We start from the raw sequence: 23,318 nt of genomic DNA on the forward strand, positions 1-23,318 counted from the left end.
GATACAGGCCAGTCTATCAGGCACCGGCCTGCAGTTTCGCCAGCTTTGACAGCTGGTGCAGGGAACCCAGTTGTGCATACAGCGCCGGCAGGAAGCCGCGCTTGCGGAAGTCGGCAAAGTCTTCCTCGCTCAGCTCGTTGAGTTTCTTCTCGTCGACAATGTAGAGACCAGACAGGTTGATCTTCTCCTCGCCGGCATTGACCGAAACGGACTGCTGGGTCAGCAGCTCCTTGTCGGTCAGGACCTTCACGAATGCCCGGGTCACCTGGTCACTTTCCAGGTAGCTTACCAGGGACTCCTTCTTGGCCTTGAGGTACTCGCTCTCTGCACCGCCCTCCTCGAACAGGTCGTTGCCCTCTTCCTCGCTGACCAGGTGGCTGTTCTCAACCAGGCCCACGACCAGTTGGTCCTGGTTCTGGCCGCTGGGAGCGAGCACAAACGGATGGTTGCGAATGCTGGCCGGCAGGAAAACGCCCTGCCACTTGCCTTCCTTCAGGAACAGGTTCTCGCCCACTTTCAGACCCAGCAGGGCCACAGACTGGAACTGCCCGGTTTCGGAGTTCTTTACAAAAACGATCGGGTATTCGGCTCCCAGGCGGGTGAATTCATGGGCGGTGACCGGCACCATGTGGCTACCCTCTACGTGGTCAAAGCCACCGAGTTCACGCACTTTCAGCTTGCCATGAACGTCGCTCTGCAGGGGTACGATTTTGGGAGACTGTTTATTAGTCATACAACACCATCAATGTAACGTAGTTATTCTGTCAGATGATCAGCTAGTATATTTTTTATACGAAAAAAGGGAAGCCTAAACTTCCCTTTCTTCGCTACCGCTTATACTACCAGATTCCCGATCAGAACTTGGCAGAAACGCCCAGGTTTACCCGGCGAGCAGTCTCGTACTCGTACAGCGGGAAGCCCGGCGTAAAGCCGCTGCCCGGCGTCTGCTCGGCATTGTTACCCAGCTGCACAGACTCCTCGGCCAGCAGGTTGTTGACATCCAGCTTTACATCGACATTGTCAGTCGCGTGCCAGACGCCACTCAGGTCGAGGCTGCCGAAGTCATCGTGCAGGCGGTTACCGTAGGAACCGGACTCCCGAATCATGTACTCACTGCGCCAGTTGTAGGCGATACGCGCCGAGAACATGGCATTCTCGTAGTAACCGGTCAGGTTGTAGACGTTCTCGGAGCTGTCGCTCAGGAACGGGTTACCGTCGGTGAAGGTATCCTCGGCAGTTGAGGTGTCGGTCCAGGTGTAGTTCACGATGGTGCCGAAGCCATTGCCGAAATCCTGCTGGTAGCCCAGCTCGATACCGGTAATGTCAGCACTTTCGCCGTTATCCAGCTCCTGTACCGTCCAGCCGAATGCCTCTTCACTGGCTGGCAGGTCAAAGGGAATCTCGCTGGCGTCGGCAGCGTACTCGCTGATGGTCACGAAATTGGACACATCCTTGTAGAACACTGCACCGGACAGCAGGGAGCCCTCGGCGAAGTACCATTCCACACCCAGGTCAAACTGGTTGGCGGTATAGGGCTCGAGGCCAACATTACCCACTACCCAGATCTGGTTGTTGTCGATTTCGTCGTCCGCACCCAGCACATTCGGGTTTACGTACATGTCAACGTATTGCGGGCGCGCAATGACCTTGGCCGCAGAGGTACGCAGGATCACCTCGTCGGTGAGGTCATAGGCCAGGTTGAAGCTCGGCAGGATTTCCGAGTAGTCCGCACCGCTCTCGGTACGCTGCCCGTCCAGGTAATAAGTGGAGGTGGCATCGGTCGCGATATAGCGCAGGCCGAAGTTACCCCGAACCCGGTCACCGGCATAATTTGCCATTACATATAGAGCATCGTTGGTCTCGTCGATCTCGCTGTAGGAACCGAGATCCTCAACCTTGCCAACGATGGAGGAACGAGCCCAGGCCTTGAGGGCATCGGCGTCCAGCTTCGGAATTACATAACCACCGGCACCCGCCTCGATGGTGCCGTCGAGCACGTCAGCCGTGGCGATGGAAGTTTCGAAATCCGGGTCCTGCAGGAACTCGTAACGACGGCTGGTCGCGTTGTGGTCAGCGGTCTTGATGCCGGTCTTGATGCTGTTGATCAGGCCCAGCTCGACATCGAACTCGAGGTCTGCCTGGAAGTAAGACTCTTCGTCGGTTTTCGGGGTCGCATTGAAGTTGGCACCGGTACCCATGGCTACAGAGCCCGGGTCGTAGGAAGCCAGGTCGAAACCATTCAGGTCCCAGCTCTGGCCGCCGCCAAAGAAATCGTAGGTACCGCCCGGAATCGGGGTGCCACCGGAACCATCATCCAGCACCATCTCGAAGTCGGTGCCACCGCTGGAGGTGGTGCGGCCAACCTGGAAGCTCAGCTCGTATGAGTCACCGGAGTAGGTAGTGGACAGATCGAATACATCGGAATTCATGGTCGCTTCGCGGGGACGGGCCTGCAGGAAGGCGACGTTCAGGGGGCCGCGGGCGGTAGTGCCATTCAGCTGGTCAGCCGGGTCAACCTCTACGCCACACCAGCCACAGTTGCCCTGGGTCAGCCACAGTGCGTAGTTGGTATTGTCCGCTTCCATCTGCATGTCGATGGCATTGAACACGATGTCCAGGCGCTCGGTCGGCTGGTACTGGAAAGTGGCGTTGATCGCAGAGCGGTTACGCTCCTGCTCGAATGCCACCGGGCCTGCGCCCCACTCCCAGAATGCCTCGTTGCCCTGGCGCTGCAGCTGGCGCTCCTGGGATACGGCGGATACCAGCACACCAAAGGTTTCAGAATCGTTTTTCCAGCTGGCCAGGCCTGAGAACTGCGGGTCGGTGGAATCGGAATCGGATTGGGAAGACGCTTCAACAGCGCCGTGCAGGGTCATTGCATCGAGGTCCAGCGGCTTGCGGGTATTAATCACCACGGTACCACCAACACCACCCTCGGCCAGGTCTGCCTGGGAGCTCTTGTAGACTTCGATATCGCCTACCAGCTCAGACGGCAGCAGCTCATAGTTGAAGCTGCGCTTGGCCGGCTCCAGCACGAACCAGCCGGTGGATGCCACGTTCTGGCCATTCAGGGTGGTCAGGGTCAGGTCGTTACCGGCACCGCGGATAGACACTGCCGCACCTTCACCGAACTGGCGCTGGATCGTCACGCCCGGGACGCGCTGCAGGGACTCGGCAACGTTCTTGTCCGGGAACTTGCCGATATCTTCAGCAGAGATCGCATCTACAATCGCATTGGAATCGCGCTTGGTGCTGAGGGCATCCTGCAGAGAACCGCGAATACCGGTCACGGTAATCTCTTCAAGGGATTGGTCAGTTTGGGCAACGGCCAGCGGAGCCATCAGGCCGCCACTGAGCACGGCCGCACTAATGGAAAGTGCGAGTTGATTGCGCTTTAGCATCGAGTTTCCCCTTCCTTTTTATTGATATGAAGGTTGGTTAATAATTTTTTTCACCTTGTACCGCCTAAATGATAGCGCTGTCATTCCGTTTTATGATAGCGCTGTCATCTACACGCTCGAAGATACACACAAAAAAAATAAAAAGCTACTGCCCCGCGGGCAAAACAACCGTCAATTACGGACAGGAGATGCGCGAAAAGCGACTAAAAAATACACAACTTTCTGAAAATTGTTTTCGCTTCAGTCACTTACGCAAGCAAAGATGTCTGGGGAAAATCTGGGGAGGGATTGGCCTGTGGGGCGGAGGATGATCAACTTCCGGGCAGAGAGCCGCAATACCGGGAAAGCCGGGCGCAACTCCTGTTCCGCCCGGCCAGCGTTGTTGGCTAAATATCACTCAATCTCTTTAATCCGCATCGAGCTGGTGTGACCACCGACATTAAGCCGCTCACCCTGGGTAATCAGGATTCGCTGGCCCTTCTGCAGGTCGACCCGGGAACTCAGGACTTCGATAATCGACTCGGTCAGGTGGCCGAGAGGTACCGGAGCCGGATCGAATTCCGCCGGCTCTACCCCGCGCAACAGCACCAACTGGCGCGCGACGCGCGGGTGACGGGTCAGGGCGTAGATCGGCAGGCGCGTGGTGGCCCGCGACATGAGACGCGGCGTGCGGCCGGATTCCGTCAGCGCGGCGATCGCACACAGGTTCTCAACCCGCGCCGCCGCGTCGATGGCGGCCTGGGCAATCACGGTATCAATACGCTCGGACGCCCCCCGCTCTACCGCCGGGCGCGGCACGCTGCCCAGGTATTGCTCCGCACCCACGATCACCTCGGCCATGGACTCCACTGCGGCTACCGGGAAATCACCCGCAGCAGTCTCTCCCGAGAGCATCACCGCGTCAGTGCCATCCAGCACCGCATTGGCCACGTCCATGACCTCGGCCCGCGTGGGCGTGGGGCTGGTAATCATGGATTCCATCATCTGCGTCGCGGTGATCACACCACGGTTCAGGGCATTGGCACGGTTGATCAGTTTCTTCTGCACGCCGATCAGTGCCGGGTCGCCAATCTCCACACCCAGGTCACCACGAGCCACCATGATCACGTCGGCGGCCAGGATCAGGCTGTCCATGGTGTCGTCATCCGCAACTGCTTCAGCGCGTTCCACCTTGGCCACGATTGCCGCCTGGCTACCGGCCTCTTCCATTGCGCGGCGGGCGGTTTCCAGGTCTTCCGCACAGCGCGGGAAGCTCACTGCCAGGAAATCCACGTCCAGCTCAGCCGCCAGCTTGATATCGCGGTAATCCTTCTCCGTCAGTGCCGGCGCGGACAGTCCACCGCCGAGCAGGTTGATGCCCTTGTTGTTGGAGAGCTTGCCCCCCTGCAACACGCGGCAGAACAGCTTGGTAGGCGTGGCACCGGTCACTTCCAGGCGGATCTTGCCATCGTCCAGCAGCAGGATGTTGCCGGTCTCGCAGTCCTCGATCAGCGACGGGAAGTCGACACCCACGCGGTGCTCGTCGCCGCCTTCAGGTGGACAGTCCGCATCCAGGGTGAATTCGGCGTCGTTGTCCAGCCAGACACTGCCGCTGGCAAAGCGCGCGATACGGATTTTGGGCCCCTGCAGGTCACCCAGCACTGCCACCAGGCGGTTCTGCGCGGCCGCGGCAGCGCGCACTTCCTCGACACGGCGACGATGGTCGTCGGCACTGCCGTGGGAAAAGTTGAGGCGCACCACGTTGACCCCGGCACGGATCATTTCCTCGATAACGTGTGGCTTGTCGGTGCCCGGGCCGAGAGTGGCGACGATTTTAGTGTGTCGGATCATAAATGGCTGTCGTTCTCTGGAGACTGTTGTTTCCGCTGCGCGGATATTTTGGAGTTGCCGCCTGCTCAGGCAGTTTCTGCGGCAACCCGTTCGAGTTTCAGCGCCTCGGCCATGGCCAGGCTGGTATCCAGCATGCGGTGCGAGAAGCCCCACTCGTTGTCGTACCAGGCCATCACCTTCACCAGGTTGCCGTTGACCCGGGTATGGTTGGCGTCAAAGTGGCTGGATGCGGTGGTGTGATTGAAATCCACCGAAACCAGGGGCTGGTCGCAGTATGTCAGTACCCCACCGCTGGCCTCGGCCGCCTGCTGCATAACCTGGTTTACTTCCTCGGCGGTGGTGTCGCGGCCGGCGATAAACTGGCAGTCCACCAGGGATACATTGCTTACCGGGACCCGCACGGCCATACCGTCCAGGCGCCCTTTCAATTCTGGCAATACCAGGCCCACTGCAGCCGCAGCACCGGTCTTGGTCGGGATCATGTTGTCCGCCGCAGCACGGGCACGGTAGATGTCGGCGTGTACCGCATCCTGGGTATTCTGGTCGTTGGTGTAGGCATGCACTGTGGTCATGAAGCCGCGCTCGATACCCAGCTCGCGGTGCAGTGCCTTGGCTACCGGTGCCAGGCAGTTGGTGGTACAGGACGCATTGGAAACCACCTTGTGCTCGGCGGTGAGCTTGTCGTCATTAACGCCGTAAACCACGGTCAGGTCCGCATCCTTGGACGGGGCCGAAATCAAGACAGCCTTGGCACCCGCAGTAATGTGCGCAGAGGCGGCCTCTTTGCCCGTAAAGCGGCCAGTGCATTCCAGCACAAGATCGACGCCCAGTTTCTTCCACGGCAGCTGCGCCGGGTCCCGCTCCTGGCATACCTGGATACGGTCGCCGCCAATCAGAAGCGCGTCCCCCTCGACGCTCACCGGCGTATTGAACCGGCCGTGAATAGTGTCAAACCGCGTCAGGTGCGCATTGGACTCCACCGGCGCGAGATCATTGATGGCCACCAGCTGCACTTTGTCGCTGTAGCCGGATTCGTAAATTGCACGGGTGACATTGCGCCCGATGCGGCCATAGCCATTGATCGCAATTCTGATTTTCATATCCCAAGCCTCAATTATTGAACTTATTACTACCGCGTCTCGCAGCGGGGCTGCACCCCGCCGTTAATTTCTATCCGTTGCCCAGTGCCGCAGCCTCACGCGCCAGCCGCGTAACCTCGTCCCAGTTCTTCTCCTTCACCAGGGCCGGTGACGCCATCCAGGAACCGCCCACACACACCACGTTGGCCAGCGCCAGGTAATCCGTCGCATTGCCGGGACCGATGCCACCGGTGGGGCAGAACTGCACCTGGGGCAGTGGCCCGCCGATGGATTTCAGCATTGGCACACCGCCGGCAGCCTGCGCCGGGAAAAACTTCTGGTACCGATAGCCACGCTCGTACAGGCGCATGACCTCGGATGGGCTGGCCGCTCCCGGCAGCAGCGGTACCGGGCATTCCGCGGCGGCATCCAGCAGCTTTTCGGTCGTCCCCGGGCTCACCATGAAAGTTGCCCCGGCATCCACCGAACGGCGAATGTCCTCCGCACTCATCACGGTGCCTGTGCCCACATGGGCATCCGGCAGGTGTTTGGCGATTTCCTCTACCGCCGCAAGGGCAGCTTTGGTGCGCAGGGTTACCTCGAGCACATTCAGGCCACCCTCAACCAGGGCCTGGGCCAGGGGCAGTGCCTCTTTGGCGTCGTCGATGACCAGTACCGGCACGACACCCGCCTGCGCCAGCACTTCTCCTAATTTGTTCTGCATTGATCAATCCCAATTTCTGTATCTATCAAATCCACCAGATGACCCGGCCAATCAGGGTGCCCAGTAAACCGTGACCGGTTTCCGCCCCTGGCGCAGCACGCTGCGAATCGGCATCTCCAGCTCGTCCGTACCCAGCAGTGCCTCGCGGTAAACTTTCAGTTTCTCGTCACCGGTAATCAGCAGCTTGATATCCCGCGCCTGCAGGATGGCGGCCAGGCTCAGGGTCATGCGCTCGGTGTGGCTGCCAGTCACCTCACTCTGCCGCGCGGTAATGGCACGGCAGAGTTCAGCCGCATCCGCATCGAGGGCCTGCTCCAGTCCCGCCGCATGCGGGAAGAGTGAGGCGGTGTGGCCATCACTTCCCATTCCCAGCAGGCACACGTCAAAAGGACGCGGTAGTTCAGCGTAGGCGCGCTCACAATCGGCCTGCCCTTCTGCCGCGCTTGTGTGAGCGTTCTTCATGCCCAGGAACGGCGCTTCGGCAGCGTTGTTTTGCAACAGGCTCTTTTCGATAAAAGAGTGGTTACTGCCGCTTTGCCCGGGCTCTACCCAGCGTTCATCTACCAGGGCCACATTGATCTGGTTCCAGGGCAGCGGCCGCTTTGACAGCGCCTGATAAACCGGCTCCGGTGAACTGCCACCGGAGACCAGGAAGGTGGCCTGGCCCTGCTCCTTGATACCCCGCTGCAGGGCGCTGGCACAGTCATTTGCCAGCGCCATCACCAGGCGTTCGCGATCCGGATAAAACTTTTCTTCTACCATCATGGCTTGGGGCCCCGATCGGTGTTAATTCAATTGATTTCTGATTTCTATCGGCAAGTGGCTACTGGGCGTTAAACCAGTGCCGCCCGTCCTCCTCGAGCAGCTCGTTGGCAGCCTGTGGCCCCCAACTGCCCGCCCGGTACAGGTCCGGCTGACTATCGGTTTCCCGCCAGTGATCGATGATCGGGTCGACCCAGGCCCAGGCCGCCGCCACTTCCTCCCGGTGGATAAACAGTGCAGCGTTGTTTGCCGCCGCATCGAGCATCAGGCGCTTGTAGGCGTCACTCTTGAAGCTGTCGTAGGTTTCGGACAGTGAAAGGTTGAGTTCAGCAGGCTGCAGTTCCATTTCCAGGCTGTCCATTTTCTTGGACATGAGCACCAGCTTGATGCTCTCCTCGGGCTGCAGTCGGATCACCAACCGATTCGGGATGACCTTGCCAGCGCTCTCGCCATACACCCGGTGCGAGACATCCTTGTACTGGATCACAATCTCAGCGCAGCGCTTCTCCATCCGCTTGCCGGTACGGAGGTAAAAGGGCACGCCCGCCCAGCGCCAGTTATCGATATGGGCACGGATGGCGACAAATGTTTCTGTATTGCTGGAGGCTGCATCCAGCTCCTCGAGATAACCGGGCACCAGCTGGGTGCCCAGGCCACCGGCCACATACTGGCCACGCACGATATTTTCTTCCACCGCTTCGCCAACCAGCGGACGCAGCGCTTCCAGCACCTTGATTTTTTCAGTGCGGATATTTTTCGAGGACATGCTGTTGGGGGATTCCATCGCAATCAGGCACAGCAGCTGCAACAGGTGGTTCTGCACCATATCCCGCATCGCGCCGGTCTCATCGTAAAAACCGGCACGTCCCTCCAGGCCCACGGTCTCGGCAATACTGATCTGGATGTGGTCAATAACGCTGGCATCCCACAGGTGTTCGAACAGCACGTTACTGAAGCGCAGTGCCAGCAGGTTCTGGACCGTTTCCTTCCCGAGGTAATGGTCGATGCGGAAAATATGGTTTTCCGGGAAGTATTCGCCGATCTTGCCGTTGATCTCTGCAGAGGTCTGGGCGTTATATCCCAGAGGTTTTTCCACCACTACACGCGATTGCTCGTGGATCAGCCCCTTCAGGGAGAGGTTCTCGCAGCAGGGCCCAAAAACAGCAGGCGGGATCGCCAGGTAAAACAGACGTACCCGCTCCTCGCCGGCGCCCAGGATGTCACCGAGTTGATCCCACTTGTCGTCCGGCTCAGAAATATCCAGCGCCACTGCACGCAACAGGTTGCTGAACGACTTCCATACCGACTCGCTGTACTCCCCGTTGCGCAGGTGGGTCTTCAGGGCCTCACGGGCCAGGTCCAGGTAATTGTCTACATCCTCCTGGCGACGGCAGACCGGCAGGATGCGGCTGCCCTCGGCCAGGCCCCCTTCCAGGTGTGCACGGTAAAGGGCCGGAATCAGCTTGCGCAGGGCCAGGTCGCCCACACCGCCAAACAACACCAAGTCAAAAGGATTATTCATGTCTCTTGCTCTGCCATCCTGTAAGAGTTTTTGAGCCCCACGTTAAAAAGCTCCGTGACGTCTTGGCGCCGGTTAGTAGAGAACGCTCGCGCCGCTTTCCGCGCCGCTGGCGAGGGCCCGCAGGTTGTTAAAGAGTTCGCGCCCCATACCCCGGCCATTTGCACTCAGGTCGTGCTCTGCCGGCTCCCGCGCGGCCAGCTCGGCGTCGTCTACATGCACCTGCAGCACACCGGCCTCGGAATCCAGCTCAATGATGTCGCCGTCCTGGATCCTCGCAATCCAGCCGCCATCGGCAGCTTCAGGAGACATGTGGATCGCCGCAGGTACCTTGCCCGATGCGCCGGACATACGGCCGTCAGTCACCAGCGCCACCTTGAAACCGCGATCCTGCAATACACCCAGGGTCGGGGTCAGCTTGTGCAGTTCCGGCATACCATTGGCCTGGGGGCCCTGGAAGCGGACCACCGCGACAAAATCCCTTTCCAGCTCACCGGCCTTGAAACGTTCCAGCAATTCGTCCTGGCTGTTCATGACGATAGCCGGCGCCTTTACTTTCAGCTGGTCATTCTTGAGGGCGGACACCTTGATGACACTGCGGCCGATATTGCCTTCAAGCAGCTGCAGGCCGCCGTGATGGGAGAACGGGTCGCTGACCGGGCGGATGATGTCCGGATTACCGGTTTCCTCGACCGTCGGGCGCCAGACCACATCGGTCTTGTCATCGTTAAGGAAGGGGTCGTGGCAGTAAGGCTTCAGCCCGGAGTTGCCCAGTACTGTGTGTACATCATTGTGCAGCAGGCCGGCGCTGAGTAATTCGCGGATCAGGAACTGCATACCACCGGCAGCGGCGAAGTGGTTGATGTCCGCCACACCATTCGGGTAGACGTGGCACATGAGTGGCACCACGTCGGACAGCTCGGCCATATCCTGCCAGGTGATCTGGATACCGGCAGCGCGCGCCATCGCCACCAGGTGCAAGGTATGGTTGGTGGAGCCACCGGTGGCAAGCAGCCCGACGATACCGTTGACGAACGTCTTCTCGCTGAGGATTTTCGCAATCGGGGTATGCTGGCTCGGCTCGGTGATGTTTACCAGCTGCTTCACTGCCGCATCGTTCAGTGCGTTGCGCAGCTCCGTGCCCGGATTGACAAATGAGCTGCCCGGCAGCTGCAGCCCCATGATCTCCACCAGCATCTGGTTGCTGTTGGCGGTCCCATAGAAGGTGCAGGTACCGGGACTGTGGTAGGAGGCACTCTCGGCCTCCAGCAGTTCCTCGCGGCCCACCTTGCCCTCGGCGTACAACTGCCGCACCCGGGCCTTCTCCGGATTGGGGAGCCCGGAAGGCATGGGACCCGCCGGGACAAATATCGCCGGCAGGTGGCCAAAGGCCAATGCACCGATCACCAGCCCGGGGACAATCTTGTCGCAGATGCCCAGGTACATGCTGCCTTCAAAGACATCATGCGACAGCGCAATGGCCGTGGCCATGGCGATGACATCCCGGGAAAACAGGCTCAGCTCCATCCCGGTGCGTCCCTGGGTCACACCGTCACACATGGCGGGCACACCACCCGCCACCTGCGCGGTAGCACCGTTGCGCGCCGCGGCCTGTTTCAGCAGGTCGGGATAGGCACCATAGGGTTGGTGTGCCGAAAGCATGTCATTGTAGGCGTTGACGATTGCCAGGTTGGGACCGCGGCCAGAGGCAATCAGGTTCTTTTCTTCCTGGCTGGAAGCCGCGATCGCGTGCGCCAGGTTACCGCAGGAAAGGTGGCTGGCCGCCCGCCCCTGGATATGCGACTTTTCGACCTGCGCCAGATATTCCGCGCGGGTCTGTTCGCTCCGCTCGATGATTCGCTCGGTAACCGCTTGAACCTTGCTGTGTACCATAAACTTTCTGCTCTATTGTGTATTTACCCGGCAAACTCCCGGGCTTCACTCCCCGGGTTCGCCCGCCGGTAGTACTCGATCAGGCGCGCGGTGGAACTGTCCTCACCGGCCAGGTCACCACTCCGTAACTTCGGTTGTAGTGCCGATGCCAGGCCTTTACCCAGTTCCACGCCCCACTGGTCGAAAGAATAAATTTGCAGCACAACACCCTGGGCAAAAATCTTGTGCTCGTAAAGTGCAACCAGAGCCCCCAGAGACTGCGGATCCAGCCCGCGCAGCAGCACGGTGTTGCTCGGCCGATTCCCGCGGTGCTCTTTAAAGGGCACCAGTTCTTCCACCTGTTGGGCCGGAAGCCCCTTTTCACCCAGCTCGGCAGCCACCTGCTCGCGATTCACACCGGTCATCAGGGCCTGGCTCTGCGCAAACATATTGGCCAGCAGGATTTCGTGGTGCGCCCCGAGACTGTGCCCGGGCCGTGTGCTCCCAATAAAGTCAGCGGGAACCACTTCCGGGCTCTGGTGCAGGTACTGGTAAAAAGCGTGCTGGCCGTTGATGCCGAGCTGTCCCCATATTAGGGGGCCGGTGGTGTAAGCCGCCTCCTCCCCCGTTCTGGTAGTAGATTTACCGTTACTTTCCATCTCCGCCTGCTGCAGGTACGCCGGCAACATGTGCAGCGCCTGCTCGTAGGGCAATACCGCCTGGGCGGGCCAGCCCATAAAAGTGCAGTTCCACAAACTCACCAGCGCCATCAGCACCGGCGCATTCTCTGCCAGCGGCGCCTGCCGGAAGTGCCGGTCCATACTTGCCGCACCATCCAGCACTGCACGGAACCCACCAAAGCCGACCGCAATCGCCAGCGGCAGGCCGATGGCGGACCAGAGCGAGAAGCGCCCACCAACCCAGTCCCAGAACCGGAAGGTAAACCTGTCAGGGATACCGAATTCCCGTGCCCTGTCCGGGCTCGCTGTCACCGCCACAAAGTGGCGCCGCAACAGCTCCGCCTCGGGTGCCAGCTCGCCGAGCCAGGCCAGTGCACTGCGCGCATTGGTCAGTGTCTCGACGGTGGTGAAAGTTTTTGATGACACCAGGAACAGTGTGGTCTCCGGTCGCAACCCCTCCAGCGTGTTTTCCAGCTGGGCGCCGTCTACGTTGGAGACGAAATGAACCCGGATCTTGCCCTGCCAGTATGGCCTGAGCGCTTCCACCGCCATCTGTGGCCCCAGGTGCGACCCCCCAACCCCAAGATTCACCACATCGGTAACAGGAGAGCCGCCGCATCCGCGAATGTCGCCATTATGTAGTAAATTTACAAACTCTTTCAAGCGTGCCAGCTCCGCCTCGACCTGGCTGCTCACATTTTGACCATCAACTGTGACAGACGGCCCTGCAGAACCCCGCAGGGCCGTGTGCAGTACCGGGCGTCCCTCGGTGCGATTGATCGGCTCGCCGGCAAACATTGCTTCCCGCCAGTCTTCCAGGCCGGTCTCGCGCGCGAGCTCCAGCAGCGCCTGTAGCACCTGCTCATCGATGAAGTTCTTGGAGTAATCAAGCAGGAAGTGCGGTGTTTCCAGCGAGTAACGGTCGGCACGCGACGGATCCCGGGCAAACATCTGCGCCAGTTTCCGCTGCTTCATTTCCCCCGCGAGCACCTGCAGTTTGTGCCAGACCGGCAATGTGGTGATATCCATGGCTGCCCCCTATTTTCTGTTATCGCCGGCGCCCAGGCCGGGACGGCAATTCTTATTTCCTGGCTGCCACCCTGGTCGACACGCCGGCATAACCGGGGCGCCAAACGGTCAAAATCCGATGACAACGCTGTCATACTAACCGAAACAGAACATCCGCGACAGGCGGTCGGCGCGTTTTTTGTAGTAATACTTCACAAAGCCGGCAGGCCCATCGCCGACACTGCTCCCGGTCCTCGCCGTGGGCACACAACCCTTCAAAGCCGTGCACGCGAAGCACCCGGGAATTGCTGGTAGACTGGGACGATACGCCGCCTGAGAGGGAAGGCCCCGGAATGGAAGTCCCGGCAACCGGGACCAAGGACAAGACCGCCGCCAATGAAAGTTACCATCAACGATGTCGCCGCTCGCGCCGGCGTATCCATAAAAACGGTTTCGCGCGTTATCAATAATGAGCCCTCGGTCCGCCCCGCCACGAGGAAGAAGGTGCAGGATGCGGTGGACGCGCTCCACTACCAGCCCAACCTGGCGGCACGCAACCTGGCCGGATCACGGGCCTATACCATTGCCCTGATCTACGACAACCCCAACGCCTACTACGTCATCAACATGCAGAACGGTATCCTGGATGCCTGCAAGGCACGGGGGTACGAACTGCTGATCCACCCCAGCAACTCCCGGTCGGAATCCGTATACCAGGAGCTGGAAGACCTGGTGCTGCACTCGAAAGTGGCCGGCCTGGTCCTCACCCCGCCGTTCTCGGAAACTCCCTCTGTCATCGACACTCTCAAGAAGCTCAATGTGGACTATGTCCGTATTGTCTCCAAGACGGCCGACCTCGAGGACAGCGAGGACTGTATCCAGGTGGACGATACCGCAGCTGCATTCGACCTGACCCAGCATCTCTTGCAGCTGGGCCATAAACGCATTGGCTTCCTCTGCGGTGGCGAAGAGCACGTCTCGACCTACGGCCGCCTGGAAGGTTACCGCCAGGCCCTGGAGCAGGCCGGGATCCCGGTCGAGGATGACCTGGTCCTGAAAGGGGAGTACTCGTTCGACTCCGGCGTGCAGGGAGCAAAAAAACTGCTGGGCCAGGACAACCCGCCCACCGCCATCTTTGCCAGTAACGACGAAATGGCGGCCGGCGCCCTGTTTGCCGCACGGCTGATGAATATCGATATTCCGGGGCAGCTCTCCATTGTCGGCTTTGAGGACAGCCCCTTCTCAAGGCAGACCTGGCCCAAACTCACCACCGCCCACCAGCCCAACAATGAAATTGCCAAGTGCGCTGCCGCCCTCGTACTGAGCAAGGCGAGGGGCCATACCGCTGCCGAGAGCGGCTCGGCCAGCAAGGAGGCGGGCATCAAGCGGGAGTTCACTCCGGAGCTGGTGGTGCGCGATTCCAGCGGCCCCGCACCGGCGGAATAATCTCGCCATCCCCGGGCCCCGCACCAGCGGGCGCCCCGGCACACCCGGCTTTGCCCTCCCCTTATGCCGCAATCAACCGGCAATTGATCCCCCGCTTTCACGGCCCCGGCCCCACAGGCGCATCGAGGCGATTCCCCACGCATAAAAAAGCCCTCCAGTGGAGGGCGAAGTCACGAGAACCAAAGGTTACAACGATGAGAAAACAAAACTGATTGACGCGGGTCAGCTCCAGCTGCGCATCTTGTGCCCCTTGAGGGCATAGAAAAGGATAAACAGGTAACAGGGTAGTGCCACCCAGTAGCCCACCTGGGTATTGTCTGCAAAGTGCGCCATCTTGCCGAACACCAGCGGGATAATCGCACCACCGGCGATCCCCATGATCAGCAGCGCTGAGCCCTGGGCGGTAAAGCGGCCCAGGCCTTCCAGCGCCAGCGGCCAGATTGCGGGCCAGCAGAGGGCATGCGCCAGACCCATCAGGGCGACAAAGGTCACGGTGTCCGGCACCACCGGGATACCCGACCAGCCCCACAGGATACTGGCAATCGCCGTGCTCTCGGATGAACCGAACAATACCCCCATAACACACAGGCTACCGGCAACGGCCGAGCCCAGCAGCGCCTGTTGCTGGCTGATATAGCGCGGGATACCGACCACCCCAACCAGGTAGCCGATCACCATAAACACCATGGTGTAGGAAGTCAGCGAGGCATAATTGGCCAGGCCCAGGCGCTCGCCGTAAAGGCCAATGGTGTCGCCGGCAATCACTTCCACCCCCACGTAGGTGAACAGCGCCAGCGCCCCGAGCACTACCTGGGGAAACTGCAGGATGCCGGATTTCGTCTCGCTGTCCTCGCTCTCCTCTTCGTCGATATCAGGCAGTCCGGACAGCTTCACCAGTGCCACCAGCATGAACAGCAATGCCGCCATATAGACATAAGGCATGATGAGGCGGTTGGAAACCTCTTCCAGCCGTGCCGCGCGCTCCGCTTCACCGAGCCTGGAGATCGCCTCGGTATTGAAATCGGCGAGACCCGAGAGCACCAGCGCCGTGAACACGATCGGCGCCAGGACACCGGCGCCCTTATTGATGATGCCCATTACCGCGATGCGCGTGGCAGCGCTCTCCGCCGGACCCACCTTGACCACATAGGGATTGGAGGCGGTCTGCAGGATGGTCAGGCCCGCACCCAGGCCGAACAGGGCCAGCAGGAATACCGGATAGCTACCCGTCTGCGCCGCGGGGATAAAAACCAGTGCGGCCACGCCCATGATCGCGAGGCCGATAGCCATGCCGTCGCGATAGCCCGTCCGGCGCAGGATATAGGACATCGGCAGGGCCATGACGGTGTAGGCAATATAAAAGGCGAAGGTAACGAACAGCGCCTGGAACTCATTCAGGTCGCACAACACCTTGAGAAACGGGATCAGTGAACCATTCAGCCAGGTCACAAAACCAAAAATAAAAAACAGCATGCCAATGATTGCCATGGGCAACAGGCTGCTGCGGGATTCGTTCTGGCTCAGAACTGCAGTTTCCATAGGGAGCACCTTTTATCGTTATAATTTCAAGTCTGTTTACTGGGCGGAAAAAACTTCCTGTCCGGCAATCCAGGTTTTCGTGACCCGCTGATCGCCATTCAACAAAATCAGGTCTGCACGCACACCTGCCGCAATCTTCCCGCCCGCAAAACCGAGAAACTGTGACGGGTACAGCGAGGCCATCCTCAGCGCCTCAATCAACTCGACACCGCACCAGTCGCGGATATTGCGCACCGCGCTGATCATATCCAGGTGTGATCCCGCCAGCTCTCCGGTGGTGGAGGTCAGGCGGTCGCCCTGCCGCACCACCGTGCGATCGAACAGCGGGAAGCTCGTCTCCTCGCTGCCCACCAGGGACATGGCATCGGTGACCAGCATGACCTTGCCCCGCGGCTTGGCCTTCAGCGCCAGGATCATGGCTTCAGGGCTCACGTGGTGGCCATCCGCAATCAGGCCACACCAGGCGTCGTCGCTGATCAGGGCCGTACCCACCATGCCCGGCTCGCGCGAGTGCAGCGGCGACATGGCGTTGTACAGGTGGGTAAAGCCGGTGGCCCCGGCCTCCAGTGCCGCAGCGGCGGTAGCGCCATCGGCGTTAGAGTGGCCAAGGCAGACTCTCACTCCAAGGTCCACCAGCTTACTGATATCTCCCGGCGCAACATTTTCAGGGGCCAGGGTGACCATCTTGATCCCCAGGTCGTCACGGGCGTAGATGGCCAGCTCCCCGTCGGTCAGCGGCCGGATGAAACGCTCTTCATGGGTACCCTTCTTGGGCGCACTCAGGTGGGGCCCCTCGAAATGCACACCCAGCACGCCCGGCACGCCCTCTCGCAGTGCAGCACTTACGGCGTCCGCCGCCCGCTGCATCACCTCGATTTCATCCGTGATCAGCGTGGGCATAAAACCGGTGGTGCCATAACGCGCATGGGCGCGACTCATTCTGACCAGTGATTCCACGGTAGGCTCATTGTTAAACAGTGCACCGCCGCCACCGTTGACCTGGACATCAACCAGGCCCGGGGCCAGCAGGCCCCTCAGCCGCTGTGCCCCCTCCGGCGCAGGGCCTCCCACACTGGAAATCCGGCCTTCGCCATCAACCTGCAGGGCTACATCCCGATGTAACTGCTCGCCGTCGAATAACTGTTCGGCTACCAACACCTGGCTCACGAGTATCTCCAAATCCGCTTACAGCGCCCTGTCATCAGACCGTCTGGGTGACTTTCTTGAGGCCGGCAGGTTCGTCCGGGTTGATCCCGCGACTGACCGCCACATGAGCCACATCGATATAGAAACGCTGCAGCAGGGCCAGGGGCGCGACGCGCGGGTGTACGCCCTGGCTTGGCACATGCAGGTTGATCAGGGTGCCGCCACGGCGGATGATATCGGCAATCTGTTCGCTGTGTGCCTGGAAGGACTCGTCCTCGATCGGTACGTTGATCACGGTGAGCTTCTGCTCCACCAGGGTGACCGGCCCGTGCAGGAACTCCGCACTGGAGAAGGATTCCGCGTGAATGTTGCAGACCTCCTTCAACTTCAGAGCAAGTTCACGGGTAATGCCGTAACCGGGGCCGCGCCCCAGCACCACCAGGTTTTTCACCGCGGCCAGGTCCTCCGGGCGCAGCTGGGTCTCCGCGTCGACAGCGTCGCGCAGGACCTGCGGCAATGCGTCCACCCCGGCCAGCAAGTCGTCGCTCTCGGTCCAGTTGGCCACCAGCTGCAGCACCGCCGAGAGCGTCGCCAGGTAACTCTTGGTGGCGGCCACCGCCTTTTCCGGGCCAGCCTTGAGCGGTACTGTCAGGTCGGCGATATCCTTGATCGGGGCCGATTCATCATTTACCAGTGCCACGGTGTAGGCACCTGCCTCCTTCGCCATGCGCGCCTGCGCCAGGATGTCCGGGCTGCGGCCGGACTGGGAAATTACCAGCACCAGCGCGTCCTCGAGCTTCAGCTTGCGGCCGTACACACTGGAAACAGACGGGGCCGCGGCAAAGGTGGGAACACCGGTCTCGATTTCTATCAGGTACTTGGCGAACACCCCGGCGTGATCCGATGAGCCGCGCCCGACGATCATTACGAAGCGCGGTGGCTGGCGCCGCAGCCGCTCACCGAGCTCTGCCATGACGCCGGCGTTGGCCTGTAGCTGTTCGGCGATCCTGTCCGGCGCCTCGCGGGCCTCCATCTCCATAACCGTCTTGACCATGGTGCTACCTACCTGTGTTGCCTCGGCGGGATTTCCTGCAGTCATAATATTCTCGAGCTTCTCTGCTTGTTAACCGAACAGGGCCTTGCCCTCAGCTTCTGTGGCCGTCTCCCCGGCACTGATTTCCGTTGCCATCGACTGCTGCGCGAAGTGCACGCATCCGATTTCCGGCGGGTCCAGCGGATCCGCCAGTCGCTCGACCACGTGTGGCGCCAGCCAGGGCCGCAGGCGCGGCGCCAGGCCGCCAATAATCGACAGGCGCGGCGCATTGAATTCCAGCAACTTGTCTGCAAGGTCACTGATATAGGACGCACCATCACGCATGATCGCGGAGGCTACCGGATCACCGGCTTCCGCACACTCAACCACCTGCACTGCCAGACGAGCGTAGTGACTGGAGGACTTGCCTCCAATTTTTTCGAACACGTCGTTGGCGTCACTGCTCTCCAGGACGCGCAGCAGCTCGTCTTTCAGCTGCGAGTCCTCCGCCAGGCCATCGAGGGCGAGGAACAGGTACTTCACCGCTTCCATGCCCATCCAGGCACCACTGCCCTTGTCTCCGTGGGGGAAACCGTGACCACCCAGGACTTCCGCGCGCCCGCCGACCCAGGCATAACCACAGGATCCGGTACCGGCGATAATCACTGCGCCCTCGCCGCCACGATGGGCACCCAGGCATGCCGAATGCTGGTCGGTGGTGAGGTACATTTTGCGGAAGGGGTGTGACCAGGAGGCCATTTTGTTGTAGAGACTGGGCATATTGACCCCGGCGAGCCCTACACCGGCCACCAGCTCACCCAACAGGTCTGCGGACAGGCCGGCATCTGCCAGGGCGAGGGAGGCGGACCGCACCACAGAATCTATCGTCTGTGCGTAACCATGCAGGGGATTGGCGGGACCTGCGACTCCTGTACCCAGTACACGGTTATCGCTGTCGACGACTGAAGCGCGGCATTTGCTGCCACCGCCATCGATACCTATATAAAGGAGTTCCCTATCTCTCGAAGCAACCATCTCAATCGGCCTCTAAGAATTTCTTTTGTTATGTATCTCTTCCCCTACCCGTTCCCAAATCCCCCGGGAGGCAGGAGCGGCGCACGGGGCGCCGGTGCCATACGATAAAAACCATACTACAGGACGCATGACAGCGTTGTCATCCCCTTTTTGGGAAAAATTCCGCTCTCGGGCGGCAAACTTCACCCCGCGTAACCTCCCTGTGCCACGCACGTGACAAACCGCCTCCTTCCCGCAACGACCCTGTCACACTTTTCTGCGATAACAGCGTCCGCTTTCCCCGCTGGCAGGCGGTCGGACAGGGAGGCGCCTTGAAGCATAAAGCAGGATAGAGGGGATTTATCAATGGGGGCTTTCACGCAGCTGGGTGTAGCGTTGCTAATGGTTCTGGTGGCACTGCCCGTCACCGCCCTGGAGACACAGACCCTGTTCAGGCTTACCGGTTCCAATACCATCGGTGCCGAACTGGGCCCCGCCCTGGTCCGCGGTTACCTGGAAAGCCTGGGTGGCAGGCGCATCGACCAGCGCAGTGCCGGCGAGCAACACTGGATAACCGCCGAGCTCTCGGGCCGCCGTGTGCAAGTACCGATCATCGCGCGGGGATCCAGCACCGGCTTCAAGGCCCTCGACACGGGAAGCGCAGACATCGGTATGGCCTCGCGGAGAATAAAGCCGGCGGAAATTAACCGGCTGGCACGTTTTGGCGATATGACCGGGGTTGCGGCGGAACATGTCATTGGCCTCGACGCCCTGGTGGTTTCCGTGCACCCGATGAACCCGGTACAGCAGCTCACCATCGAACAGTTGCAGCGCATCTATCGCGGCGAGATCCGCAACTGGCGCGAACTAGGCGGCGCAGACCAGCCTGTATACCCGCTGCACCGGGATATCGAATCCGGTACCCGCGCCACTTTCGACAGTGAAATCTTTGGCGGCAGCCGACAGGCAGAGCCCCATGTCTACGAGGTCTCCGGCAATGCCGAGACCCGTGAACTGGTGATGTCCAGGCCCGGCGCGATTGGCTATCTACCATTCGCGGATGCCACAGGCGTCAAGAAGGTTGCCATCAAGGCGGGACAACTGGCTGCGGTAGTGCCAGACCGGGGCATTGTCGCCACAGAAGACTTTCCCCTGACCCGACGCCTCTACCTGTACCGCAATCCGGCCCAGTACCACCCGCAAGTGGAGGATTTCCTGCGTTATGTTGAGTCGGCCGCCGGCCAGGCACTGGTCGCGGACACCGGCTTCATCAACCTGTCACCGGTCGCCCTGGAAATAACGCCCTACCCGAACGCACCCGGCGACTACCAGGCACTGATGCGTGAAGCACAGCGCCTCAGTATCTCGTTCCGGTTTGCCGACGGCAGTGCCGAACTGGACAACCGCGCCCTCAAGGACCTGCGACGACTGGAAGACTACCTGCAACAGGCCGAGCGGGAGCTGGAACTGACCCTGGTGGGGTTCTCTGACCATGGTTCCAACAGCAATATTACCGACCTCATCTCCCGCTTCCGCGCACTGAAAGTCCGCGGGGCGCTGTTGCGGGAGCACAGCATCAGCAATATCAATGTAATGGCACTGGGTGCCTTCGCCCCCCTCGCAGCCAATGCCGGCCAGGCGCCATTCAAGAACAGCCGCGTCGAGGTCTGGATCCGCTAGCGGCCCGGCCTCGATTACCTGCCAATCCACGCCACTTTACCGCACGTATGTGAATCGATGGGCCGCGTTTCTGTCCAATGCTATCCAGCATACGCAGGCAGCAGGTCTGCCAGCGTCCGTCTTGCCCTGGATTGAGTAGACTTACCAGTGGGACCTATGCGTGCGCGGGCAATGGCTCACCGGGGATAACAGCAGAAGGCGTGAACAATGTACGGTGTCGATGGCTACCGACTTTTCCAGGCAGGACGAGGTACCGGTGGTGGCCGGCGATGGCGCCGGACACTGCTGATTAGCTGCCTGTTGCTGCTGGCCAGCTGTTCCAGCATCCAGTTTGCGTACAACCAGCTCGACCGCTGGATGCGCTGGCAGATTGACGACTATGTGGATTTCAATGACCGGCAGGAGCTGATGCTGCGACAGTCACTGGACCAGTTTCACATCTGGCACCGGCGCACCCAGCTCCCCCGCTATGCAGATTCCCTGGAAGAACTGGCAGCACGAGTCGATTCACGCGACTTCGGCCCCGAAGACCTGCCAGCGGTAGAGGCACAACTCGAGGAATTCTGGGAGACCTCCAGCGCCCAGCTCTACGACCTGCTCCTGCCGCTCAGCGCCACTCTCACCCGGGACCAGGTGCGCGAACTGGCGCAGGAAATGCGCGAGAAACGTGAGGAGAGCCTGGAGAAGTGGCAGAAGTCCCCGGAAAAAATCGAACAGAAGCGCAGGAAACGCATTCGCAAGCAGAGTGAGCGCTGGCTGGGCTCCCTGAATGATGAACAGGAACAACTGATCTCTGCCTGGGTGCACCAGGTGGCCTATAACCCCCTGCTCCGGGACCAGCAGCGACAGAAGTGGCAGGCAGCCTTTCTCGACCTCCTATGGCGTCGCCCCGAAGGTTACCAGGAGAAACTGCGGGACCTGATCGACAACCCCCAGCAACTCTGGTCCGCGGAGTACCGCCAGCTGCAGGAGGAACGCCAGCGCCGGGCGCGGCAACTGGGAGAAAAGATCTTCGCCACCATCACTGACCGGCAGCGCAATCACCTGACCCGCACATTGCGGGAATACGCCCGGGACTTTCGCACGCTCAGCGCGCAATAATTACTACTGTAACGAACGCCGCGCCATCAATAGTTGCTGACGGCGACGGCGCCGGCCTGCTAAGCTCGCCACCTCAGTTATCAGCTATACGAGGGATGAACGTGCGTATCGACTCCGCCAGACGCGACCAGTTACTGGAATGGGAACAGGAACTGGAGGCGCAGTACCGGCGTATCTGCCAACACGAACTCAACCTGGACCTGACCCGGGGCAAGCCATCCGCGGATCAGCTGCACCTCTCCGACAAGCTGGACGGTATCCTGAATGGCGATTACCGCTCGCCGGACGGCATCGATACCCGCAATTACGGTGGCCTGGAGGGATTGCCCTGCACCCGCGCCCTGGGGGCAGACATCCTCCAGGTGCCCACTGAAGAAGTTCTCGCCGGGGGCAACAGCTCGCTAACCCTCATGTACCACGCAGTGCTTACCGGCTACCTGTTCGGTTTTGCCGGCACCACGCCCTGGCGCGAACTGCAGGCACCCAAGTTCCTCTGCCCGGTCCCCGGCTATGACCGCCACTTCACCATCTGTGAGCAGCTGGGCATCGGCATGGTGAACGTGCCGATGACAGCGACCGGCCCGGATATGGATGCGGCGGAAAAACTGGTGCGCGAGGACCAGGACATTATCGGTATCTGGTGCGTGCCCAAGTTCTCCAATCCCACCGGCGTCACCTACGACCAGGATACGGTCAACCGCCTGGCCCAACTCGGGCAGGTAGCCAATCCGGGATTCCGGATATTCTGGGATAACGCCTATGCCATCCACGACCTGGACCAGCATATCAACCTCCCCAGCATCCGCTCGGCGACGATCGAAAATGACACCGCCGACTCCGTGCTCCAGTTTGCCTCAACCTCCAAGGTCACCCACGCCGGCGCCGGCGTCGCCTTTGTCAGCGCCAGCCCGGCGAACCTGGATTCGCTCAAGCAGCAGATGCAGGCCATGACGATCGGCCCGGACAAGGTAAACCAGCTGCGCCACTCACGTCTCTTTCCTGAGTTCACCCTGCTAAAAGAGCATATGCAGCAGCATGCCAATATCCTCAAACCCAAGTTCGAGTGTGTGCTGAAGCACCTGCAGGACGCCTTTGGCGACTCCGACCTGGACGAGTGGGAAACACCCCACGGCGGTTACTTTGTTTCCTTCGACACGCGTCCCGGCTGTGCCACTGAGGTAGTGAAGCTGGCCGCCGAGGCCGGGGTAAAGCTCACCCCGGCCGGTGCCACCTTCCCCTATGGCAAGGACCCGCAGAACCGCAATATCCGTATCGCCCCGAGCTTCCCGCCACTGGAGGAACTGGATACCGCCATGTCGGTACTGGTGCTGTGCATCAAGCTGGCCAGCGTACGGGTGCAGTTGCAGCAGGCCTGACCCTTCCGCCACCGGAACGACACCCGGCCAATCAAGAAGGGGCGCAGCGGCGCCCCTTTTTGTTTTGCTGGTTCTGCCGGATATCGGTGACCCGGGCAATGAAGCCGC

The 23,318-nt window shown here is 60.6% G+C and carries 17 protein-coding genes; 4 read left to right on the forward strand and 13 right to left on the reverse strand.

Going from position 1 to position 23,318, the window contains the following annotated elements; genetic code table 11:
- Positions 1 to 16: 16 nt before the first annotated feature.
- From LVE68_RS05325 to pgi, 9 genes are all read right to left on the reverse strand, one after another.
- Positions 17 to 733 (reverse strand): SapC family protein, encoded by a 717-nt coding sequence (locus LVE68_RS05325; protein ID WP_233005991.1) that lies wholly within the window; start codon positions 731 to 733, stop codon positions 17 to 19.
- Between the two features lie 121 nt (positions 734 to 854).
- Positions 855 to 3,401 carry a TonB-dependent receptor gene (locus LVE68_RS05330; RefSeq protein WP_233005992.1) on the reverse strand — a complete coding sequence of 849 codons (2,547 nt, stop codon included), beginning with the start codon at positions 3,399 to 3,401 and terminating at the stop codon, positions 855 to 857.
- A 393-nt stretch (positions 3,402 to 3,794) separates the two neighbouring features.
- Complete coding sequence (gene pyk, locus LVE68_RS05335; RefSeq protein ID WP_233005993.1) at positions 3,795 to 5,231, reverse strand: pyruvate kinase; 1,437 nt, start codon at positions 5,229 to 5,231, stop codon at positions 3,795 to 3,797.
- A gap of 65 nt (positions 5,232 to 5,296) precedes the next feature.
- Positions 5,297 to 6,331, reverse strand: coding sequence for a type I glyceraldehyde-3-phosphate dehydrogenase (gene gap / locus LVE68_RS05340; protein WP_233005994.1), 1,035 nt, complete (start codon positions 6,329 to 6,331; stop codon positions 5,297 to 5,299).
- Between the two features lie 70 nt (positions 6,332 to 6,401).
- Positions 6,402 to 7,034 carry a bifunctional 4-hydroxy-2-oxoglutarate aldolase/2-dehydro-3-deoxy-phosphogluconate aldolase gene (locus tag LVE68_RS05345; RefSeq protein ID WP_233005995.1) on the reverse strand — a complete coding sequence of 211 codons (633 nt, stop codon included), beginning with the start codon at positions 7,032 to 7,034 and terminating at the stop codon, positions 6,402 to 6,404.
- Between the two features lie 51 nt (positions 7,035 to 7,085).
- On the reverse strand, positions 7,086 to 7,799 hold the full coding sequence (pgl, locus tag LVE68_RS05350) for a 6-phosphogluconolactonase (RefSeq protein ID WP_334079078.1): 714 nt from the start codon (positions 7,797 to 7,799) through the stop codon (positions 7,086 to 7,088).
- Between the two features lie 58 nt (positions 7,800 to 7,857).
- Positions 7,858 to 9,318, reverse strand: a complete 1,461-nt coding sequence (gene zwf, locus LVE68_RS05355; RefSeq protein WP_233005996.1) for a glucose-6-phosphate dehydrogenase — start codon at positions 9,316 to 9,318, stop codon at positions 7,858 to 7,860.
- Positions 9,319 to 9,390: 72 nt separating this feature from the next.
- Positions 9,391 to 11,208, reverse strand: a complete 1,818-nt coding sequence (gene edd / locus LVE68_RS05360; RefSeq protein WP_233005997.1) for a phosphogluconate dehydratase — start codon at positions 11,206 to 11,208, stop codon at positions 9,391 to 9,393.
- 23 nt (positions 11,209 to 11,231) lie between these two features.
- On the reverse strand, positions 11,232 to 12,896 hold the full coding sequence (gene pgi, locus LVE68_RS05365) for a glucose-6-phosphate isomerase (RefSeq protein ID WP_233005998.1): 1,665 nt from the start codon (positions 12,894 to 12,896) through the stop codon (positions 11,232 to 11,234).
- 375 nt (positions 12,897 to 13,271) lie between these two features.
- Between pgi and LVE68_RS05370 the strand changes: the two genes are divergently transcribed.
- Positions 13,272 to 14,321, forward strand: coding sequence for a LacI family DNA-binding transcriptional regulator (locus tag LVE68_RS05370; RefSeq protein ID WP_233005999.1), 1,050 nt, complete (start codon positions 13,272 to 13,274; stop codon positions 14,319 to 14,321).
- 222 nt (positions 14,322 to 14,543) lie between these two features.
- Here the strand turns inward: LVE68_RS05370 and LVE68_RS05375 are convergent, their stop codons facing one another.
- From LVE68_RS05375 to nagK, 4 genes are read right to left on the reverse strand one after another with little or no spacing between them, the layout of a single operon-like run.
- Entirely contained in the window at positions 14,544 to 15,860 is a 1,317-nt protein-coding gene (locus LVE68_RS05375) for a sugar MFS transporter (protein ID WP_233006000.1), read from the reverse strand.
- Positions 15,861 to 15,896: 36 nt separating this feature from the next.
- Positions 15,897 to 17,027, reverse strand: coding sequence for an N-acetylglucosamine-6-phosphate deacetylase (gene nagA, locus LVE68_RS05380; protein WP_233006001.1), 1,131 nt, complete (start codon positions 17,025 to 17,027; stop codon positions 15,897 to 15,899).
- Positions 17,028 to 17,061: 34 nt separating this feature from the next.
- Entirely contained in the window at positions 17,062 to 18,105 is a 1,044-nt protein-coding gene (gene nagB-II / locus LVE68_RS05385) for a glucosamine-6-phosphate deaminase NagB-II (RefSeq protein WP_233006002.1), read from the reverse strand.
- Between the two features lie 24 nt (positions 18,106 to 18,129).
- Complete coding sequence (gene nagK, locus LVE68_RS05390; RefSeq protein WP_233006003.1) at positions 18,130 to 19,074, reverse strand: N-acetylglucosamine kinase; 945 nt, start codon at positions 19,072 to 19,074, stop codon at positions 18,130 to 18,132.
- Between the two features lie 345 nt (positions 19,075 to 19,419).
- On the opposite strand from nagK, the gene LVE68_RS05395 reads away from it, so the two are divergent.
- From LVE68_RS05395 to LVE68_RS05405, 3 genes are all read left to right on the forward strand, one after another.
- Positions 19,420 to 20,733 carry a substrate-binding domain-containing protein gene (locus LVE68_RS05395; RefSeq protein ID WP_233006004.1) on the forward strand — a complete coding sequence of 438 codons (1,314 nt, stop codon included), beginning with the start codon at positions 19,420 to 19,422 and terminating at the stop codon, positions 20,731 to 20,733.
- 207 nt (positions 20,734 to 20,940) lie between these two features.
- The gene (locus LVE68_RS05400; protein WP_233006005.1) at positions 20,941 to 21,834 is read left to right on the forward strand and encodes a DUF6279 family lipoprotein; all 894 of its coding nucleotides are present in this window, start codon (positions 20,941 to 20,943) and stop codon (positions 21,832 to 21,834) included.
- A 101-nt stretch (positions 21,835 to 21,935) separates the two neighbouring features.
- Complete coding sequence (locus tag LVE68_RS05405) at positions 21,936 to 23,210, forward strand: aminotransferase class I/II-fold pyridoxal phosphate-dependent enzyme (protein WP_233006006.1); 1,275 nt, start codon at positions 21,936 to 21,938, stop codon at positions 23,208 to 23,210.
- The last annotated feature ends 108 nt before the right edge of the window (positions 23,211 to 23,318 follow it).

It is taken from the genome of Microbulbifer sp. YPW16 (assembly GCF_021290385.1).
GTDB classification, from domain to species: domain Bacteria; phylum Pseudomonadota; class Gammaproteobacteria; order Pseudomonadales; family Cellvibrionaceae; genus Microbulbifer; species Microbulbifer zhoushanensis.

What these genes read in the sequence shown, in the direction of transcription:
- LVE68_RS05325 (WP_233005991.1), bottom strand. Translation starts at nt 733, where the DNA reads ATGACTAATAAACAGTCTCCCAAAATCGTACCCCTGCAGAGCGACGTT.
- LVE68_RS05330 (WP_233005992.1), bottom strand. Translation starts at nt 3,401, where the DNA reads ATGCTAAAGCGCAATCAACTCGCACTTTCCATTAGTGCGGCCGTGCTC.
- pyk (WP_233005993.1), bottom strand. Translation starts at nt 5,231, where the DNA reads ATGATCCGACACACTAAAATCGTCGCCACTCTCGGCCCGGGCACCGAC.
- gap (WP_233005994.1), bottom strand. Translation starts at nt 6,331, where the DNA reads ATGAAAATCAGAATTGCGATCAATGGCTATGGCCGCATCGGGCGCAAT.
- LVE68_RS05345 (WP_233005995.1), bottom strand. Translation starts at nt 7,034, where the DNA reads ATGCAGAACAAATTAGGAGAAGTGCTGGCGCAGGCGGGTGTCGTGCCG.
- pgl (WP_334079078.1), bottom strand. Translation starts at nt 7,799, where the DNA reads ATGATGGTAGAAGAAAAGTTTTATCCGGATCGCGAACGCCTGGTGATG.
- zwf (WP_233005996.1), bottom strand. Translation starts at nt 9,318, where the DNA reads ATGAATAATCCTTTTGACTTGGTGTTGTTTGGCGGTGTGGGCGACCTG.
- edd (WP_233005997.1), bottom strand. Translation starts at nt 11,208, where the DNA reads ATGGTACACAGCAAGGTTCAAGCGGTTACCGAGCGAATCATCGAGCGG.
- pgi (WP_233005998.1), bottom strand. Translation starts at nt 12,896, where the DNA reads ATGGATATCACCACATTGCCGGTCTGGCACAAACTGCAGGTGCTCGCG.
- LVE68_RS05370 (WP_233005999.1), top strand. Translation starts at nt 13,272, where the DNA reads ATGAAAGTTACCATCAACGATGTCGCCGCTCGCGCCGGCGTATCCATA.
- LVE68_RS05375 (WP_233006000.1), bottom strand. Translation starts at nt 15,860, where the DNA reads ATGGAAACTGCAGTTCTGAGCCAGAACGAATCCCGCAGCAGCCTGTTG.
- nagB-II (WP_233006002.1), bottom strand. Translation starts at nt 18,105, where the DNA reads ATGACTGCAGGAAATCCCGCCGAGGCAACACAGGTAGGTAGCACCATG.
- nagK (WP_233006003.1), bottom strand. Translation starts at nt 19,074, where the DNA reads ATGGTTGCTTCGAGAGATAGGGAACTCCTTTATATAGGTATCGATGGC.
- LVE68_RS05395 (WP_233006004.1), top strand. Translation starts at nt 19,420, where the DNA reads ATGGGGGCTTTCACGCAGCTGGGTGTAGCGTTGCTAATGGTTCTGGTG.
- LVE68_RS05400 (WP_233006005.1), top strand. Translation starts at nt 20,941, where the DNA reads ATGTACGGTGTCGATGGCTACCGACTTTTCCAGGCAGGACGAGGTACC.